Source organism: Mesorhizobium sp., assembly GCF_024509055.1.
Lineage (GTDB): Bacteria > Pseudomonadota > Alphaproteobacteria > Rhizobiales > Rhizobiaceae > Mesorhizobium.
Window position 1 is genome coordinate 11,379 of sequence record NZ_JANINM010000524.1, and the last position, 17,275, is coordinate 28,653.

The 17,275-nt window shown below is 61.8% G+C and carries 12 protein-coding genes; 3 read left to right on the top strand and 9 right to left on the bottom strand.

The annotated features are described in order from the left end of the window. Positions 1–28: 28 nt before the first annotated feature. The 8 genes from Q0L57_RS31175 to Q0L57_RS31210 all read right to left on the bottom strand — a co-directional run bounded on the left by Q0L57_RS31175 (position 29) and on the right by Q0L57_RS31210 (position 12,734). The gene (locus Q0L57_RS31175; RefSeq protein WP_296746935.1) at positions 29–1,234 is read right to left on the bottom strand and encodes an FAD-binding oxidoreductase; all 1,206 of its coding nucleotides are present in this window, start codon (positions 1,232–1,234) and stop codon (positions 29–31) included. After that, on the bottom strand, positions 1,231–2,049 hold the full coding sequence (locus Q0L57_RS31180; protein ID WP_296746936.1) for an NAD(P)-dependent oxidoreductase: 819 nt from the start codon (positions 2,047–2,049) through the stop codon (positions 1,231–1,233). Before Q0L57_RS31180 ends, Q0L57_RS31175 begins: the two co-directional genes overlap by 4 nt. Continuing rightward, positions 2,046–3,266, bottom strand: a complete 1,221-nt coding sequence (locus Q0L57_RS31185; protein ID WP_296746937.1) for a pyridoxal phosphate-dependent aminotransferase — start codon at positions 3,264–3,266, stop codon at positions 2,046–2,048. The genes Q0L57_RS31180 and Q0L57_RS31185 overlap by 4 nt, the downstream gene beginning before the upstream one ends. After that, positions 3,263–4,885 carry a hydantoinase B/oxoprolinase family protein gene (locus Q0L57_RS31190; protein ID WP_296746938.1) on the bottom strand — a complete coding sequence of 541 codons (1,623 nt, stop codon included), beginning with the start codon at positions 4,883–4,885 and terminating at the stop codon, positions 3,263–3,265. Before Q0L57_RS31190 ends, Q0L57_RS31185 begins: the two co-directional genes overlap by 4 nt. Further along, positions 4,882–6,969, bottom strand: a complete 2,088-nt coding sequence (locus Q0L57_RS31195; protein WP_296746939.1) for a hydantoinase/oxoprolinase family protein — start codon at positions 6,967–6,969, stop codon at positions 4,882–4,884. The genes Q0L57_RS31190 and Q0L57_RS31195 overlap by 4 nt, the downstream gene beginning before the upstream one ends. Next, the gene (locus Q0L57_RS31200) at positions 6,966–8,633 is read right to left on the bottom strand and encodes a thiamine pyrophosphate-dependent enzyme (RefSeq protein ID WP_296746940.1); all 1,668 of its coding nucleotides are present in this window, start codon (positions 8,631–8,633) and stop codon (positions 6,966–6,968) included. The genes Q0L57_RS31195 and Q0L57_RS31200 overlap by 4 nt, the downstream gene beginning before the upstream one ends. A 265-nt stretch (positions 8,634–8,898) precedes the next feature. Next, positions 8,899–9,630 (bottom strand): FadR/GntR family transcriptional regulator, encoded by a 732-nt coding sequence (locus Q0L57_RS31205; RefSeq protein ID WP_296746941.1) that lies wholly within the window; start codon positions 9,628–9,630, stop codon positions 8,899–8,901. 50 nt (positions 9,631–9,680) lie between these two features. Further along, the gene (locus tag Q0L57_RS31210) at positions 9,681–12,734 is read right to left on the bottom strand and encodes an FAD-binding and (Fe-S)-binding domain-containing protein (protein ID WP_296746942.1); all 3,054 of its coding nucleotides are present in this window, start codon (positions 12,732–12,734) and stop codon (positions 9,681–9,683) included. A 90-nt stretch (positions 12,735–12,824) separates the two neighbouring features. Here Q0L57_RS31210 and Q0L57_RS31215 point away from each other — a divergent pair, with 90 nt between their 5' ends. The 3 genes from Q0L57_RS31215 (at position 12,825) to Q0L57_RS31225 (ending at position 15,760) form a co-directional block, all read left to right on the top strand. Then, positions 12,825–13,574: an SDR family oxidoreductase gene (locus Q0L57_RS31215; RefSeq protein WP_296746943.1), complete on the top strand. Its 750-nt coding sequence runs from the start codon at positions 12,825–12,827 to the stop codon at positions 13,572–13,574. Next, on the top strand, positions 13,567–14,316 hold the full coding sequence (locus Q0L57_RS31220) for an SDR family oxidoreductase (RefSeq protein ID WP_296746944.1): 750 nt from the start codon (positions 13,567–13,569) through the stop codon (positions 14,314–14,316). Before Q0L57_RS31215 ends, Q0L57_RS31220 begins: the two co-directional genes overlap by 8 nt. Before the next feature lie 499 nt (positions 14,317–14,815). Then, positions 14,816–15,760: a LysR family transcriptional regulator gene (locus tag Q0L57_RS31225; RefSeq protein ID WP_296746945.1), complete on the top strand. Its 945-nt coding sequence runs from the start codon at positions 14,816–14,818 to the stop codon at positions 15,758–15,760. A gap of 19 nt (positions 15,761–15,779) precedes the next feature. Here the strand turns inward: Q0L57_RS31225 and Q0L57_RS31230 are convergent, their stop codons facing one another. Continuing rightward, entirely contained in the window at positions 15,780–17,273 is a 1,494-nt protein-coding gene (locus Q0L57_RS31230; protein WP_296746946.1) for a fumarate hydratase, read from the bottom strand. Between the last annotated feature and the right edge of the window lie 2 nt (positions 17,274–17,275).

A 17,275-nucleotide genomic window follows, 5' to 3' on the forward strand; every position in this document is an offset into this window, starting at 1 on the left:
TCGGGCGACGCATTACGCGCAGCCTCTGTCAAATCACGGCCCTCTCTAGAAACGGTCTATTCTCGACAATACGCTCGAACCCCACCTCGCTAAGATCGAGGGTGCGGTAAGAGCCATAGGTGATCAGTTCCGATACCCCGCGGCCCGCGGCGGGGCCCTGTTGAAGCCCGTGGCCCGAAAAGCCGTTGGCAAAGATGAAATTGGCGACCTCAGGGTGCCGGCCGACGACGAGGTTGTGGTCGAGCGTATTGAAGTCATAGTGGCCTGCCCATTGGTTCACGACCTTGATCGCCTCAAAGGCAGGGGACCTCTCGGCCAGGGCAGGCCAAATGATCGTTTCGAACTCGTCGTAACGCGGCTCGAAGTCGTCCCAATCAGCCGCTGGGTCTTCGATGGGAGGGCAGCCAGAGAGGAAAAACTTGCCTTCTGGCCGACAGAAAACACCGCTGGGATCAATCATAAGCGGAAGACGGCCGGCGTTGACGTTCGCGGTCCCTTCCGGCGTCGTCGCACAGTCGAAGACGAATATTGTGCGCTTGCGCGGCTCGACCGGAATGTCGAGCCCAGCCATGCGCGCAGTGAGGGCCGCGCGAGGTCCCGACGCGTTGACGATCGTTCCGGCCGAAACCGTGGCACCTGAGGCAAGCGTCACTGAGGTCACCCGGTCGCCCTCGCGGCCGATCCCAACGACCTCATCCTTGATGAACTCCGCCCCAAGCTCGCGGGCCTTGTTTCGGAAGCCGTACATTAGGCCAGTGTTGTTGAACCAGCCCTCGCCCGACCGTCCGTAGGAAGCGAGACGGATGTCATCCACGTTGAGATGCGGGAAGGCCTGCGCCAGTTCAGCGCGCTCCCAGAGCACCACGTCGGCGCCGCAGCCGATTTGAACGGCGTGGTTCTCGCGCAGCGTCCTTTCCTGCTCATCCGTATTGGCAAGAAAGAGATATCCACCCGGATGGAAGCCAAGGTCCGGCCTGTCGTCGCCCACCTGCATTGTCTCAGCGAAATTGCGGATGAATTCGCTGCCGAACTGGCTGATCCTCACATTGACCGGATTTGAGAACTGGGTTCGGATTGAGGAAGATGAGAGTGAGGTTGCCGCTCGCAGGTAAGTTGGGTCGCGCTCGACCACGAGCACCGAGCCCTTGAAGTCAGGGTTCGCTGTCAGGAAATAGGCGACCGCGGACCCGATAACGGCGCCCCCGACGATCACAACGTCATAGCGGTCCTTCATTGCTTGCCCTCGTCGTCGGGATGGCCAAGATTGACAAACCAGCCGCCAAGGTGGCGAACCGCGGGTGCGTCCGGATCTGCGGGCGGCAGCCGCGCCTCGACCTCGGCGCGGTGCGGTTCTGTACTGTCCTGAGGAATGAAGCCGATATGGGCGGCGAGCCTGTTGTCGACCATTTTGTGTCGGTTGTTCGAGATGCCAAAGATGACGGAGTGGGCCACGCGCGGGGCGGTAAGCGACGCCTCGACCAACCTGACGCAATCGTCGAAGGTGAGCATCGACCAAAGCATCCGGCGGTCGGTGAATTGGTCGAATGACGAAAAGATCCGGCAGCAGACCGACTCGATCCCGAATTTGTCCCAGTAGAGCCGGCTGAGATCCTCGACGAAGCACTTGGAGACGCCGTAGAGGCTGTCCGGTCGGTGGGGCGCACTGGCGTCGATGTGGTCCTCGATCCGGTGGTAGCCGATCGCGTGCACGGATGACGCGTAGACCACCCGCTTGACGCCGTTCTTGCGGGCGCCTTCATAGACATTGTAGCTGCCGCGGATATTAGCATCCAGGATTGTCTCCCAGGATGTCTCGAGCGGCGCGCCGCCGAAATGCACGATGGCGTCGACGCCTTCGGTCATCCTCAGCACCGCGTCGGCATCGCCGAGCTCGCATGTGACCGCCTCTTCATTCGGCCTGAGGTCAGCTATTTCCACCCGATCGGCAACGCGAAGCCGGAGCGCCAGCGGAGCAAGCCCCGCGCGGAGGTGCGTTCCGAGGCGGCCGGCTGCGCCGGTCAGCAGGATGGTATCGAAACGAGTACTCATTCAGCGGCCTCGGCCGACCTGAGCAGAGCCACTGCGCGTCCGATGCGCGCGATCGCCTCTTCAAGTACTTCGTCGGATGTCGCCGTCGAGATGCGGAAGAAGGGGGACAGACCGTAGGCCGCGCCCGGAACCGAACTCACGTGGCCCTCCGCCAGGAGATAGTTCGATACCGCTACGTCGTCGGCAAGAACCTCGCCTTTCGGCGACCGCCGGCCGATCAGGCCGCCGCATCCGATATAAGCGTAGAAGGCCCCTTCAGGCGGAAGCAATGACAGGCCCTTAATCTTCGCCACGCCGGCAACGACAAGGTCCCGGCGACGCTCGAACGCATCCCGGAATTGCTGCACGCAGTCCTGCGGCCCGGTCAGCGCGGCCAGCGCAGCCGCCTGCATGGGTGCCGCGACTGAAGTGCAGGACTGGCTTTGCACCGTGTTCATCGCCTTGACGAGCAGCGCGGGTCCGGCGGCGTAGCCGACGCGCCATCCGGTCATCGCATAGGCTTTGGCGACGCCGTTCACGATCAGTGTCCGGTCCTTCAGTTCCGGGCAGGCCGCTCCGAAAGAGACGAATTCGCGCCCGTCGAAAATGATGTGTTCGTAGATTTCGTCCGACAGCACCAGAACCTGAGGATGCTTCGCCAACACCGCGCCAAGCGCCTTCAGCTCGTCCGCCGAATAGACTGCGCCCGACGGGTTGCCGGGCATGTTGAGGAAAACCCACTTGGTCTTCGGCGTGATCGATGCCTCGAGCACCTCCGGCGTCAATCGGAACCCCGACTGTGAGGGGCATTCCGCTATTACTGGCACTCCGCCGAGCAGCTTCACCATCTCCGGGTAGGATACGAAATAGGGAGCGGGCAATATCGCCTCGTCGCCGTCGCCAAGCGTCGCCATAAGCGCGTTGAAGATGATCTGCTTCGCCCCGTTTGCGACCACGATGTCATCCGGTCCGTAGTCGAGGCCATTCTCGCGCCGGAACTTGTCCGCGACCGCCTTCCTGAGCGCAGGCGTTCCTGCGGCCGCGGTGTAAAGGGTCTCTCCGTTCAACGCGGCCTTGTGGGCCGCCTCGATTACGTGCCGTGGGGTCGGAAAGTCCGGTTCACCGAGTCCCAGATCGATGACGTCTATCCCGGTTGCGCGCAATGTCTTCGCCGCTTGCGATGCCGCCATCGAAGCCGATGGCTTCACCGCCGAAAGCCGGGCCGCTACGTAGCTCATTTCACCTCTCCCGTGACGTATCCCTTGGAGCGGTCCTCCTTTCGAGCCGCGTCCGGCCGCAAAGCCGGATCGCCGTACCCGCCGCCGCCCGGCGCCTTAAGCACGAGCCGCCGGCCGGCCGGAACATGCTGCCAGCCCTTGGGCCTTAGCTTCGTCCCGTCGTCGAGCGCGACTACCCCGGCTGCTCCGTCCTTCCCCCCATCGCGGCCCTTGGCCGGATGGTTGACGCGGTCGAACATGGCCGAGAAGTCGAATTCATGCCCTGGCAGAGCCTCGATCTCGATGACCTGGCCGAGTCCCCCGCGATACTGCCCGTCGCCGCCCGAATCCGGCCGCAGCTCTTTGCGCCAGATCACGATCGGTCCGGTATGCTCGGTGGCTTCGATCGGCATCGTCATCACGCCGGAGGGGAAGGCAGTGGCAGAAAGGCCGTCGAGTTCCGGGCGAGCGCCCATGCCCCCCGAATTGAACATCAGGATCTCGGCCTTGCGGCCTTGTTCTCCGGGCACTGGCCGGGCTGAAATATGGATGTTCCACAGCGCGGCAGCGCCTTCGGCGAGGATCTTGCCCGGCAGCGCTTGCGCCAGAGCGCCGAGCACGAGGTCGGGCACCATGTGCCCGATCACATGGCGCAGGCTTACCGGGGCTGGCCGCTCGGCGTTCAGGATGTTCACTGGCGAGGAGATGGTGAAGAAGTCGAGCGATGCCCAGTTGTTGGGAATGTCAGGCGCCACCACGCACTTCAGCGCGTAGCAGGCATATGCCTTGGTGTAGATGATGGGGACGTTGATGCCCCAGCGGCTGATCGCGTCGGTCCCTGTGAAGTCGACATTTACGCGATCCTCCGCGATCTGAACCTCGGCCGCCAGCTTGACGGGGCTGTCGTAGCCATCGGTAACAAGCGTGTTTGCCCATTTGCCTTTAGGCAGCGCGGCAATGCGCTCGGCAGTCGCAGTCCGGGTCCTCGAGAAAATGAACTCGCCAAGGCCGTCAAGCGAAGTCAATCCGATCTCGCGCATCATCTCGACGAGCCGCTTGTGCCCGACGTCATTGCAAGCCGCCAGCGAATAGAAGTCGCCGACCACCTGGTTCGGCTCCCGGACGTTGGAGCGGATGATTCGCACCAGGTCCTCGTTGACCTGGCCACGCTCAGCGAACTTCATGATCGGGATCTGGATGCCTTCTTCATAGACCGACTTGCCGTCGGCCCCGAACCCGCGCCCGCCTACGTCGACAACATGCGCCGTGCAGGCGAAGAAGCCTACGAGAGCATCTCCCAGGAACGACGGCGAAACCATGGTGATGTCGTGCAGGTGCCCGGTCCCCTTCCAGGGATCGTTCGTCACGTACGTATCGCCGGGGTACATTCGCTCCCGCGGAATTTCGGCCATGAAATGAAGGACCGCTTCAGCCATCGTGTTGACATGACCCGGCGTGCCTGTGACGGCCTGGGCCAGCATTCGCCCACGGGGATCGAAAACACCTGCCGAGAGGTCCCCCGCCTCGCGCACCGAGGTCGAGAAGGCAGTCCGCAACAACGTCAGCGCCTGCTCTTCGACAACCGAGATCAGGCGGTTCCACATGACCTGCATGCGGATTTCGTCAAGCGAGTCAGTCATGCCGCGATATCCTTGCGTACGAGGAGAAGACTGCCGTCGTCTTGCATGACGACATCGAAGGGAGACGTGACGACAGTTGACGTCTCGCGTTCCACGATCACCACGGGTCCGCTCGCTCGCTCGCCCGCTCGCAGGGTCGTGCGATCAAGAATGCCCGTCGAGCGAGCCGAACCGCTCGCAGGGTCAAAGACCGCTCGCGCCGTCGGCACCGGGGCCTCGCTGTCCCCGCAGGTAAGTTCATAGTGCGCCGGCGCGGGCCGCTCATCCTCGGCCTTGACCGACCAGGTGACGATCTCGATCTCCAATGCTTCCAGACCATCGATCGCCCTGCCGAAGAAGCGCGCATAGTTTTCGCGGAAAAGCTCCTTCAGCATCGCCGCGTCGGCTTGCGTGAACGCACGGTCAGGAAGCGCAACTGGAATCTCCCACCCTTGGCCAACGTAGCGCATGAAGGCGGTGATCTCGCGAAGGATACGGCCGTCGGTTCCGGCCCGCACGAACCCCTCGGCGTTCGCCTTAAGGTCGCTCAGCATCGCATTGACCTCAGCGGGATCGAATGTCGATAGCCTGGTGATTTTCGAAGCCAGCGCCTCATAGCCGAAAGGCGCCTTCAGGAAGCCGATTGCCGACCCAACGCCAGCGCCAGGGGGGATCAGGCAGCGGTCGATGCCGAGCTTCTCGCAGAGCCTTGCCGCATGTAGCGGGGCCGCGCCGCCGAAAGCGATCATGATGTTGTCGGAAATGTTCTTGCCATTCTCCACCGCATGGACGCGCGCGGCATTGGCCATGTTCTCGTCCACGACCTCGCAGATGCCAAAGGCCGCCGACCGAACGTCAAGTTTCAACCTGTCACCGACGTCGTGCGCAATAGCGGCTTCGGCGTTGGGTACGGAGAGCTTGATCGCGCCGCCCGCGAAATTGTCAGGGTCGAGCTTTCCGAGAACAAGATCGGCATCCGTGATGGCAGGGCGTTCGCCACCTCGTTGATAACAGGCCGGACCGGGCTCGGAAGCCGCGCTTTCAGGCCCAGTCTGAATGCGCCCCATGGCATCTACCCAAGCGATCGAACCGCCGCCCGCACCGATCTCGATCATCTCGATGACCGGGATGGAAATCGGCATGCCCGACCCCTTGCAGAAGCGATATGTCCGAGCGACTTCAAAGGTCCGGGCTGTCTTGGGGGCGTAATCCTCGATCAGGCAGATCTTCGCCGTAGTGCCGCCCATGTCGTAGCTGACGGCCTTTTCCAAGCCGAAGCGCCGTGCAACGTCGGCGGCGAATATTGCACCGCCGGCAGGACCCGATTCGACGAGGCGCACCGGAAATTCGGCGGCCGTTTCCACCGAGATTAGTCCGCCGCCCGAATGAATCATGAAGACCGGGCAGTGAGCGCCCATATCCTTTAGCCGCGTCTGAAGCCGGCTAAGATAGTCGGCCATCTGAGGCCTGACATAGGCGTTTGCGCAAACCGTGTTGAAGCGCTCGAACTCGCGCATCTGAGGCGAGACTTCAGAGGAGATCGAGATCGGCGCTTTGACTTTTGCGGCGATGATCTCGCGCGCGAGCTGTTCATGAGCCGGGTTCATGTAGGAATGAATCAAGCCGATAGCGACGGCGCCGAAACTCTCGGCGGCGATGGTGTCGGCTATCTCTTCCAAAGCCCTCTCATCCAAGGGCTGCAGCTCCTGGCCCTGGGCGCCGATCCGTCCCTTCACGACGAACCGATCCTCCCGCGGGATCAGTGGCTTCGGCAGGCGCAGGTTGAGGTCATATTGCTCAAACCGATTCTCCGTGCGCATCTCGATGACGTCACGAAATCCCTCCGTGGTCACCAAAGCTGTGCGGGCCCCGCGTCGCTCGATCAAGGCGTTCGTGGCCAGGGTCGTGCCGTGGATAACTATATCCAGGTCCGACCAGGCGATGGCCGCGTCGCGCAGCACGATCTCGATCCCGTCCAGAATCGCCTGCTCTGGGGCGGTATAGTTGGTCAGGACCTTCGTGGAGTACATTTTCCCCCGGCAATCCAGCGCAATGTCGGTGAAGGTTCCACCGATGTCGGCCCCGAGTCGGTTTGTCTGGCTCATTGGGCGCTCTCCTTCGCAGCGAACGCAGCCGCCCGCATTTGGCTCAGTGTCTGGCGCGGCGTAAGCGCCTCGGGTGAGATGTTGAGATCGAGCACGGCGCCCGTCTTTGAGTCGAGCGCCCGCTTGAACGCTTCGGGGAAGTCCGCCGTCGTCTCCACTCGCTCGGCGTGATAGCCGTAGGCGCGGGCGAGCGTTGCAAAGTCAGGGTTCTCCATCGTCGTTGCGGACACGCGCCCTGGGTAGTTGCGTTCCTGATGCGCGCGGATCGTCCCGTAGATTCCGTTGTTCAGGATGAGCACGATTGGCTGGGCACCTGCTTGCATAGCGGTCCCTAGCTCCTGACAGTTCATTTGAAAGTCGCCGTCGCCAGCAAAACAGACAACCACCCGCTCAGGAAAAGCCACCTTGGCCGCGACGGCCGCAGGGAGGCCGTAGCCCATGGCGCCGGATTGCGGAGCCAGCAGCCGAGCCTTCGGCCCGAACTTGAAGAACTTGTTCGGCCAGACGGTGAAATTGCCAGCGCCGTTGGTCAGGATCGCGTTCTCCGGCAGCGCGGCGCGAAGGTGCGCGGTCACGGCGACCATGTCGACAGGCGACGGCTGGGCGGGCGCCTCGAAGCTTGCCTCCCACGCCGCGCGACCCTTGCTTCGCCATTCTCCCCACGCCCCCTTGACGGGCCTGAGCGCGGCTGCAAACGCGTTCGGTCCTGCGTGTATGCCAAGCGTCGGCTGGTACACCTTTCCGATTTCGCGGTCGGAACCGTGGACGTGGATCAGGGTTTGCGAAGGCTCGGGTACGGAAAGCAGCGTGTAGCCGTCCGTCGTCATCTCTCCAAAACGGGTGTTGATCGCAAGGATCACGTCCGCGTCTCGGACTAGACCCTTGACGTGCGGCGGCATCCCCACGCCTGCTTCGCCGCAGTAAGCGGGCGAGAAGTTGTCGATTTGGTCCTGATATCGAAATGCCGCAACTACCGGGATATCGGATTCTTCGGCAAATGACTGGAGGGCCCTCTTTCCGGCTTGCGACCAGTTGGCTCCGGCGATCAGGAGAAGCGGTCTTTTGGCCCCCGCAAGCAGACCAAGTGCTTCGTCCATCGCCTCCGGCGCGGCCGCGGCCTCGGCGACCTTGGTCGATCCCGACAGCGGGGCGACGTCAGTGAGCGAGGTCAGCATATCCTCTGGAAGGGCGACCACCACGGGCCCCGGCCGTCCCGTCGTCGCAGTCACCCAGGCACGCCCCAGGATTTCCGGGATGCGCTCCACGCTGTCGATCTCGACGGCCCATTTCGCCATCGTCCCGAAGACTGCGCGATAGTCTATCTCCTGAAACGCCTCGCGGCCTTTCATATCGGTGCCTACCTGCCCGACGAACAGGACCATCGGCACGCTGTCTTGCATTGCTGTGTGGACGCCGATCGATGCATTGGTCACGCCCGGTCCACGTGTCACGAAGCAGAGGCCCGGGTTGCCCGTCAGCTTGCCCCAGGCTGCAGCCATGAACGCCGCGCCCCCCTCGTTTCGGCAAAGGACGAAATCGAGAGCTCCCTGCGTGTCGTACAGCGCGTCAAGGACGGCGAGATAGCTTTCGCCTGGAACGCCAAACGCCTTCGACGCCCCGAGTGCGAGCAGGCTTTCGACTAAGACCGATCCGCCATTTCTCATTGTGAATTCAGCTCCTGGCCCAGCGTGGAACACCTTCAATGATTAGCCGACAGGCACATGGGCGGACATTGAGCGCCCTAAGTCCCGCGCAGCATCCCGCGGCCGGGATCCTACAGTCACGGCAAGCCAGCCTGCGAGAGGCGCCGGCAGCGCCCAATGCAATCTTGGCACTTATATGATAAGTGATATATTTGCGGAAAAGTCAAGCCTCTCCCTTCGCCATTTTCATTGCGCAGGGCACTGAAAAGAGAAGGGCGTTTGGCGCTTACTCGACCTCAGAGGTCGCCGGCTCGTTTAGCATGCCGCGGTAGCGGTTCAGGCTTTCCTCGAGGTGAAGCGCCAGGGCGTTCCGAGCACCTTTGGCATCGCCTTGGGTTATCGCCGCCAGAATTGCGGAGTGTTCCTTGTTGATCTTTTTCAGGTAGCCCTTCGACGTTGGCGTCGACTGGCGGTGCTTGAGCACAAGGTCGAAATTGATCTCGCGGAACACTGCCTCAAGAAAGTTCGGGAAGTGTGGATTGCGAGTGGCACGGGCTATCGCGAGATGAAAATCGAAGTCGGCACGGGCCTCGACTTCCACGTCATTGGTCTCCAGCGTGTCGAGATAGTCGAATGCCCGCGCTATATCCGCTAAAGCATCCGGAGTACGCCTGGATGCTGCCAGCGCGACGGACTGCATTTCCACCCCGAGTCTAAGCTCAAGGATCTCCATCGCGGACCGGATATCTTCGATGCGGCTGATCTCGAAGCTTAGGGCCTTGATGTCGCGATCGGTGACGTAGACGCCAGCTCCCTGCCTGGAGGTCACCTTGCCGGCCACCTTCAATGAGGTCAGGGCTTCACGTATCACGGTGCGGCTGACACCGAACTCCTCGCAAAGCTGCGCGCTTGAGGGTATCTTCTCGCCGGGCGGATACAGACCCGACTCGATACGTCCCGCGAGCTGTGCTACGACGATTTCGGCTAGGTTGCCTCGCTGCGTGATAACGGACGACAATACATCCTCCACTGCCCAATCAAAGACAGCATCATATCACTTATCACATATCATGCTACTGGCAATCCCGGCGGATTGCCGTTAATCAACATGTTCAGCGCCTGAACAGGGTGCAACATCTTGCGTTTGCTTAGAAGTGCTGCCTGCGACCTGCATGAGTACCCCGTCGCCATCAGGACGGTGTCAGTTCCCGCACCATCGAGTGCCGCCGGCCAACTCATCGCATAGATTTCCTGCGAGAGCGCACGGTTTCGCACCTCGTGTCCGAAGGTTCCCGCCATTCCGCAGCACCCGATCTCAGCAACGTTCAGATCAACGCCCAGCTTCGCAAAAATCCTCGCCCATAGCCTGAACGCCTCGGAAGCGTTCGTGCGTTCAGTGCAATGACCGAGCAAAAGATAGCGGCCAAAAAAGCTCTTCTGTGCCGGAGCAAGCCTGTCGACATTATCGACCAGCCACTCTTGCGGCAGAAGAACCCGGGGCGGGATCGACCCGAGACTGGCATATTCCCCCCGGTATGTCAGCGTCATCGAAGGATCGATGCCCACGAGGGTAGCGCCAGTCTCTTCGAGACCCTGCAGGTAGCGCGCCGTTCTCGTCGCGGCCTTTTCGAAGGCGGCTAGATAGCCGTGGACATGCATTGCCTTGCCGTTTGGCAACGGCGCTGACAGGAAGGGCAGGAATCCCATGGAGGAGGCTAGGTCCACGATGTCGAGGACAATCTGAGGATCGAAATGCTTCGTGAACGCATCCGCCACGAACACTACGGCACGCGAGCGATCTCCAGCCGGCAAGGCAAGCAGCCGTTCGCGCGTCGCGATTGCGCAACCACGTTGCTTGAGGCTTCGCTTCAATCGGACCGAAGGCATGGACGGCAGCGCAGTGAGGCCGATCAAATGCGTTGCAAACTTCCCCGGCGTTGAACGAACGAGCGCGTTGTAGAGCGGCTTGAACGGGGCCACCATCGGCAGCGTGGTCTCTATTGCCGCAACGACCGGGTCTTTGAGCGGCCGCAGGTACCGCCCGTAGTAAAGCTCGAGGAATTTTGCGCGGAACGCGGGCACGCTAACCTTCACAGGACATTGTCCAGCGCAGGCCTTGCAGGCCAGGCAAGTGTCCATGGATTCGCGGACCTCGTGCGAAAAGTCGGATCGATTGGCTGGATTGATCGTGTTCCATGCCCTGACGGCCAAACGGCCAAGACCATTCGTTGCACGATGGCGCTTGGCCTCATCGAGCGGATCGACCCCCTGGACTGCCAGTAGGCGAAGCCACTCCCGCATCAGGGATGCCCGGCCCTTCGGAGAAAAACGCCGATCGCGCGTACCTTTGTAGGACGGACACATTACGGAGGTCGCGTCGTAATCAAAGCAAGCGCCATTGCCGTTGCAATTGGCCGCGTTGTCGTATGCGCCCCGAATTCCCTGGGCGATCGTCCGATCGAAATCTCCGCGCAGAGGCGCGCTATCGATCTTGGCCAGCGAATCGTCACCGGGCGTGCAAATCTTGCCTGGATTCATCTGATTGCGGGGATCGAAAGCTCTCTTTATTTCCTGCAGGGCCGGATACAGATCGCCAAAGTATGCGGGGACGTACTCCGAGCGGAGTCCCTTGCCGTGCTCTCCCCACAGGATGCCGCCATGCTTGCGTGTAAGCGCGACTACTGCATCGCTAACGCGCCTTACCAGCGACACATGTTGCGGGCGGGTCAAGTCGAGGGCGGGCCGGACGTGCAGGACCCCGGCATCCACGTGACCGAACATTCCATATTCCAGCCCTTCCGCATCCAGAAGCTCACGGAATTCACGGATGTAGGCCGCCAAATTTTCCGGAGGAACGGCAGTGTCCTCGACGAAAGCCACCGGCCGCGCCGAGCCTTCCGCGCCCCCTAGCAGGCCAACTGCACGCTTTCTCATCGCCCAGATCGCATCGATGTCGCCGCCATGGCGCGCAATGGTATGGCCGCCGCGAGCCTCACAAGGTGAAGCCAACAGGCCGCTCTCGACCGCCGCAATCTTGCGGGACAATTCCTCCTGGTCGTCGGCCAGCACCTCGACAATGTTGATGCCGTTTGCGGCACCGGATGCTTCAATCGGAAAGAACCGCGCGATCGCCGGCCAGCCGCCATCGGCCCTGGCCAAGCCAAGCACCTTTTCATCGATGGTCTCCACCGATGCCACGCTCAAAGCCACGAGGTTGCGAGCGTCCTCCAGCGCACCGTTGAAATCGGCATAGCGGATGTTGACCAGGGCGGCATAAGGCGGGATCGGCAATAGATTGAGCTCCGCCTCGGCGAGCATTGCGAGCGTGCCCTCCGATCCACAAAGCAGCGCATTGAGGTCGAAGCGGCCATCCTCGCGTCGAAGATGCGCAAGATCGTAGCCCGTCATGAATCGGTTCAGCTTAGGGAACGTTTGCGCGATCAACTCTCGATGTGAGCGCTCGACGCGGTCAGCCACGCGACAAGCCTCGCCAATGAGACCAGGCATCGCTTTGAGTGCCTGCAGCCCACCTTCGTCGACGGGTCTTGACCAAAGTGTATAGCCGTCCGCCATCACTACCCGCAACCCGATCACGTGGTTGCTGGTCTTGCCGTATAGGCATGACCCTTGGCCGCACGCGTCCGTGCTGACCATACCTCCGATCGTTGCGCGATTTGAGGTCGACAATTCCGGCGCGAAGAATAGCCCATAGGGCTTGAGAGCAGCGTTGAGTTGATCCTTGACCACGCCGGCCTCAACTCGGGCGACGCGCCGGATCGGATCGATCTCAAGTATCCTGGTCATATGCCGGGAACAGTCCACGACCAGGCTTTTGGTCAGGGATTGACCATTTGTGCCTGTGCCGCCACCGCGCATCGCAATCGAGACATCGCCGAATGCGGGCTCGGAGAGAATCCGCGCCAGGACCTCCAGGTCCTCAATGCCTCGGGGGAAAAGGACGCCTTGCGGCATGACCTGATAGATGGAGTTGTCTGTGGAGTAGACGGCCCTAACGCTGGCGCCGGTCGCGATCTCGCCCCGGAAGCCTGCCTCGGTCAGCCGCTCGAAGATACCCGGTGACGCGAGGATTTCCTCTCTGTCTGAGGCAAGGCAGGGAATCATTCGGCATCCGCGAAGAAATTTCTTGTGCTAATCTCAAGTTAGCATATAAGTGATAACATACCAATCTCGCATTCGATAGGGGATTTCTCGATGCAGGGCCAGACTGCGATTATCGTCGGCGGCGCCTCCGGTCTCGGCCTAGTGACCGCGAAACTTATGATCACTCACGGGGCTGCAAAAATCGGTCTGATCGATCGGAACGAAACTCTTCTGGCCTCTTCCGCCCAGAGCCTGCGGGAACTTGGGGCCGATGTGGCGACGGCGGCAGCCGACATATCGAGGGCCGAAACCGCCCATCGCGGCTTCAACGAGATCGTGGACAAGCTCGGGCGCATCCATGCCCTTGTTAACAGCGCCGCAATCTATCCCCGCAAGGCGATTCTAGACATCACCGATGACGAATGGGACCTGGAGAACGCAATCAACATCAAGGGTACGTACCACATGATGGTCGCCGCGGTTCGGCACATGCGGGATTTCGTCAGCCCGCCCGAGGTGACAGGCCGCATCGTCAACGTAACCTCGGTGGACGCCTTCAAGGCGCATCCGCAAAACGCTCACTACGCCGCGACCAAGGCGGCAGTCGTGAGCCTCACCAAGTCCTTTGCCCAGGAATGCGCCAAGGATCAAATCCTGGTCAACTCGGTCGCGCCGGCGGGCTTCGCCACCGACAGGGCGAAGGAGCTTGGGTTCCTCCCTGAACTAGCCAAGGCCAGCGCACTGGGCCGCGCAGCGGAGCCAGTCGAGATGGCGCAATGGATCGTCATGATGGCGAGCGCCCGAAACACCTACGCCACGGGTGAAAACGTCGTGATCAGCGGCGGATACATCTATGTCTGACGCGATTGCACCCTATCGCACAGCCGTCGTAACCGGGGCCACGAGCGGTATCGGTCGGGCGATCGTTTTCGCCCTTAGGAAGCGCGGCCTTGGGGTTTACGCCGTGGGGCGCAACCAGGATCAGCTCAGCGAGCTTGCAGACCTATGCGGCGCCCTTCCTGTTCGGGCGGATGTCCGCGAGACGGGAACGATTGCCGCGGCGCTGGCGGGCGTGGACATCGACATTCTCATCAACAATGCAGGCATCCTTTCTAGCCGGGCGACCTTCTTTGAGATCGATCCTGCCGAGATCGATGCCATGATCGACGTCAACCTCAAGGCACCGATGCATCTGACCCGAGCCCTGCTGCCGGGGATGGTTTCCCGCAAAAGGGGGCATCTGATCTACATAGGATCGAGCGGCGGGCAGGCGCCTTACCCGGCGATGGCCGCCTATGGCCCTTCCAAAGCAGGCCTCAGCCTGTTCTGCGACAACCTGAGATGCGACCTCTTGGGCACCTCGGTCCGCGTTAGCGAGATCGTTCCAGGCCGGGTCCAGACTGGGCTATACAGGACGTCGATACCAAACAACCAGGCCCAGGCTGTACTCTACGACGGGTATCGGCCCATCCAGCCGGAACAGATCGCGACAATCGTGACCAGCGTGATCGACCTGCCAAGCTTCGTCGACGTCTCGCGCGTCGAGGTGTTTCCGACCGACCAGGCGGCGGGCGGCGGCACGATGGTTAAGCATGTCCCGTGATCCTGCTGCGCGGTGTCGCGCGAAGTCGCTCAAGGCCGCCAAAGGCCTAAGCGGCTGGCGAAACTGAGGTCCCCAAGGCAAGAATCCAATGGCTCAAACCGAGATGGCGCCTGCATTGGCGATAATCAAAGGCGGTCGGGACCGACGCGAGCTCGCGCCGGCTTACCGGCCGATCGGGCTGAGGGCTGTGCTTGCAGCCTACTCGGTTCAGGCGAAGCCGGAACATAATCGGGGCCAGTCCCGAGGGCATCTTGCCATAGTGCGGGTATCGGAAGGAAAAGCCCGGACGTAAATGCGCCGCCCGCCCAGGACGCGGCCGCCGCGGAGCCGATGCGGCGGCTCGACCGGGCATTCCGGTTTCCACGCCTGGATGGCTGAGCCGTCACGATCATCAAGCTTCGCATCGATAAGCTTTAGTGACTCAATCCAACGCAAATGATAACCGAAAGGAGCGTCTGGCGGCGGACGGCGTGCGTCAACTGATGGAGCGGGTGCATCCGTGGCTGATCTTTTCGAGCGGGTCACGCTCCGCCAGCTGCAAATCTTCCTGGCTGCAGTGGAACACCGCAGTTTCTGGCGCGCTGCATCACAGCTGGACCTGTCTCCCCCAGCGGTGTCCATGCAAATGGCCAAGCTTTCGGAGGCACTTGGATCTCCGCTTTTCGAGAAGGACGGCAGGTCGATACAGCTAACGGCCGCGGCGACGGCGCTCATTCCATACGCTGAGCGGATGACCGAGGCGCTGCACGAGGCTCAAAGTGCCCTCAGCGCCCTGCAAGGCCGGCTGAATGGCCTGGTGCGCGTGGCGATGGTAACCACGTCCAGAAATTTTGGACCGCACTTGCTCCAGGAGTTCCGCCGAAGGCACCCGGACGTCGTCATCGAAACGACCATTGCGAACCGGGAAGGCGTCATCAGACGCCTGGAGGCCAATCAAATTGACATCGCTCTCATGGGGCGCCCGCCGCAGCGGATCGAGGTCGAGGCGCGGCCGTTCGCCAAACATCCGTATGTCCTCATAGGACACCCAGCCAGCGCCTTGGCGAAGCGGAAGATGATTTCGCGGCGAGAGTTGTCACATCAGACCTTTTTCGTTCGCGAAGAGGGATCCGGGACACGAATGGTGCACGAGAACTACTTTCTCGGTGAAAAGCTGCCGCTGCCGAACGCGTCGATGATGGACAGCAATGAGAACATTAAGCAGGCCGTCATGGCCGATATGGGGATCGCCTTCATTTCTGCCCACACGGTGGCACTCGAGCTCGAAGCCGGAAAGCTGGCTATCCTCGCGGCAGACGGCATGCCGACGATGCGCGAATGGTACGTGCTGCACCTAAAGGGCAAGAAACTCAGTCCAGCTGCGCTGAGCTTCAAGGAGTTCGTGCAGGATGAAGGTCCCGGGCTGATGCGGACCCTCTTCAAGAGGTTCGAAAAATGGGCGTAAGGCTAGCCGGGCGTTGGACTTAATTGCGGCGCCACTCCCTCGGGCCGATGGCATGGATCGAAGTTCCGCGGCTGTCGACTGCGACCGTCACCGGCATGTCTTCCACGCGCAGGCGATAGATCGCCTCCATGCCAAGGTCGGCATAGGCGACAACCTCAGCCGTCCTGACAGCCTTCGAGACAAGGTAGGCCGCACCGCCGACCGCGATCAGATAGGCAGCCTTGTGGCGGGCGATTGCCTCGATAGCCTCCGCACCCCGCTCAGCTTTCCCGATCATCACTCGCAACCCGGTCCCGGACAGAATCTCTTCGACGAAGCGGTCCATGCGCGTCGCCGTGGTTGGACCCGCCGGACCGATCACCTCACCGCCTGCTGGCTGGACAGGGCCGACATAGTAGATGGCGCGCCCCTGGAGATCGACGGGCGGCTTCTCGCCGGCGCGCAACGTCTCCACCATTCGCCTGTGCGCGGCATCGCGACCTGTGAAGAGGGTACCCGACAACAGCAGCGTCTCGCCGGGCCGCCAGGCAGCGATCTCCGCATCGTCGAGGCGGTCGAGGTTGACGCGGCGGGCTGCAGCCGCGCTCTGCTCCAGCACGACATTGGGCCAGTCATCGGAGTTTGGGGCGTCGAAACGCGCAGGACCCGAGCCGTCCAGCTCGAAATGGATGTGGCGGGCCGCCGCGCAGTTCGGAATGAGCGCGATAGGCAGCGATGCCGCGTGGGTGGGGAAAGAACGCAACTTGACGTCCAGGACGGTCGTGAGCCCCCCCAAGCCCTGCGCGCCGATTCCGAGCGCGTTCACCCGCTCGAAAATCTCCAGCCGCAGCTCTTCAATCCTTGAGCCCGGGCCCCGGCGCTTGATATCCAGCATATCCAGCGGCTCGTTGAGGGATTCCTTCGCCATCGCCATGGCCTTGTCGACGCTGCCGCCGACACCGATCCCGAGGATGCCCGGCGGACACCATCCCGCCCCTAGCGTCTCTACCGTTCGCACGACCCAGTCCGCAATGGATTCACCGGGATCAAGGACCGTGAATTTGGCCTTGTTCTCCGAGCCTCCGCCCTTTGCCGAAACGTCGACGGTCACCCTGCTTCCCGCAACCAGCTCTACGTTCACCATCGCAGGCGTGTTGTCCCCGCTGTTCACGCGCCCGAACAGGGGATCATGCACCATCGAGGCGCGGAGGGGATTGTCGCTGGCCTTCCAGGCGCGGCGCACTGCCTTGTCTACGAGATCTTGCAAAGACCGCCCGGTAAGGATTCGGGCTCCGATGCCGAGCTTGACGAAGACGTTTGCAGTGCCCGTGTCCTGGCAAATGGGCCGTCGTCCAACGGCGCACATCCGGGAGTTCATCAGGATTTGCCCGATGGCCTGCTTTGCCGATGCGCTTTCCTCCCGTTCGTAGGCCGCGGCCAAGCCGCGGATGAAGTCCGGAGGATGATAGTAGGAGATAAACTGCAGCGCCTCGGCAATGCTGTCTATGAAGTCTGCTTCCCTGATCTCAGCCATCG

Bases quoted from the DNA above. Each gene is read 5' to 3' on its own strand.
- Q0L57_RS31175 (WP_296746935.1), bottom strand. From the start codon at position 1,234: ATGAAGGACCGCTATGACGTTGTGATCGTCGGGGGCGCCGTTATCGGG.
- Q0L57_RS31180 (WP_296746936.1), bottom strand. From the start codon at position 2,049: ATGAGTACTCGTTTCGATACCATCCTGCTGACCGGCGCAGCCGGCCGC.
- Q0L57_RS31185 (WP_296746937.1), bottom strand. From the start codon at position 3,266: ATGAGCTACGTAGCGGCCCGGCTTTCGGCGGTGAAGCCATCGGCTTCG.
- Q0L57_RS31190 (WP_296746938.1), bottom strand. From the start codon at position 4,885: ATGACTGACTCGCTTGACGAAATCCGCATGCAGGTCATGTGGAACCGC.
- Q0L57_RS31195 (WP_296746939.1), bottom strand. From the start codon at position 6,969: ATGAGCCAGACAAACCGACTCGGGGCCGACATCGGTGGAACCTTCACC.
- Q0L57_RS31200 (WP_296746940.1), bottom strand. From the start codon at position 8,633: ATGAGAAATGGCGGATCGGTCTTAGTCGAAAGCCTGCTCGCACTCGGG.
- Q0L57_RS31210 (WP_296746942.1), bottom strand. From the start codon at position 12,734: ATGATTCCCTGCCTTGCCTCAGACAGAGAGGAAATCCTCGCGTCACCG.
- Q0L57_RS31215 (WP_296746943.1), top strand. From the start codon at position 12,825: ATGCAGGGCCAGACTGCGATTATCGTCGGCGGCGCCTCCGGTCTCGGC.
- Q0L57_RS31220 (WP_296746944.1), top strand. From the start codon at position 13,567: ATGTCTGACGCGATTGCACCCTATCGCACAGCCGTCGTAACCGGGGCC.
- Q0L57_RS31230 (WP_296746946.1), bottom strand. From the start codon at position 17,273: ATGGCTGAGATCAGGGAAGCAGACTTCATAGACAGCATTGCCGAGGCG.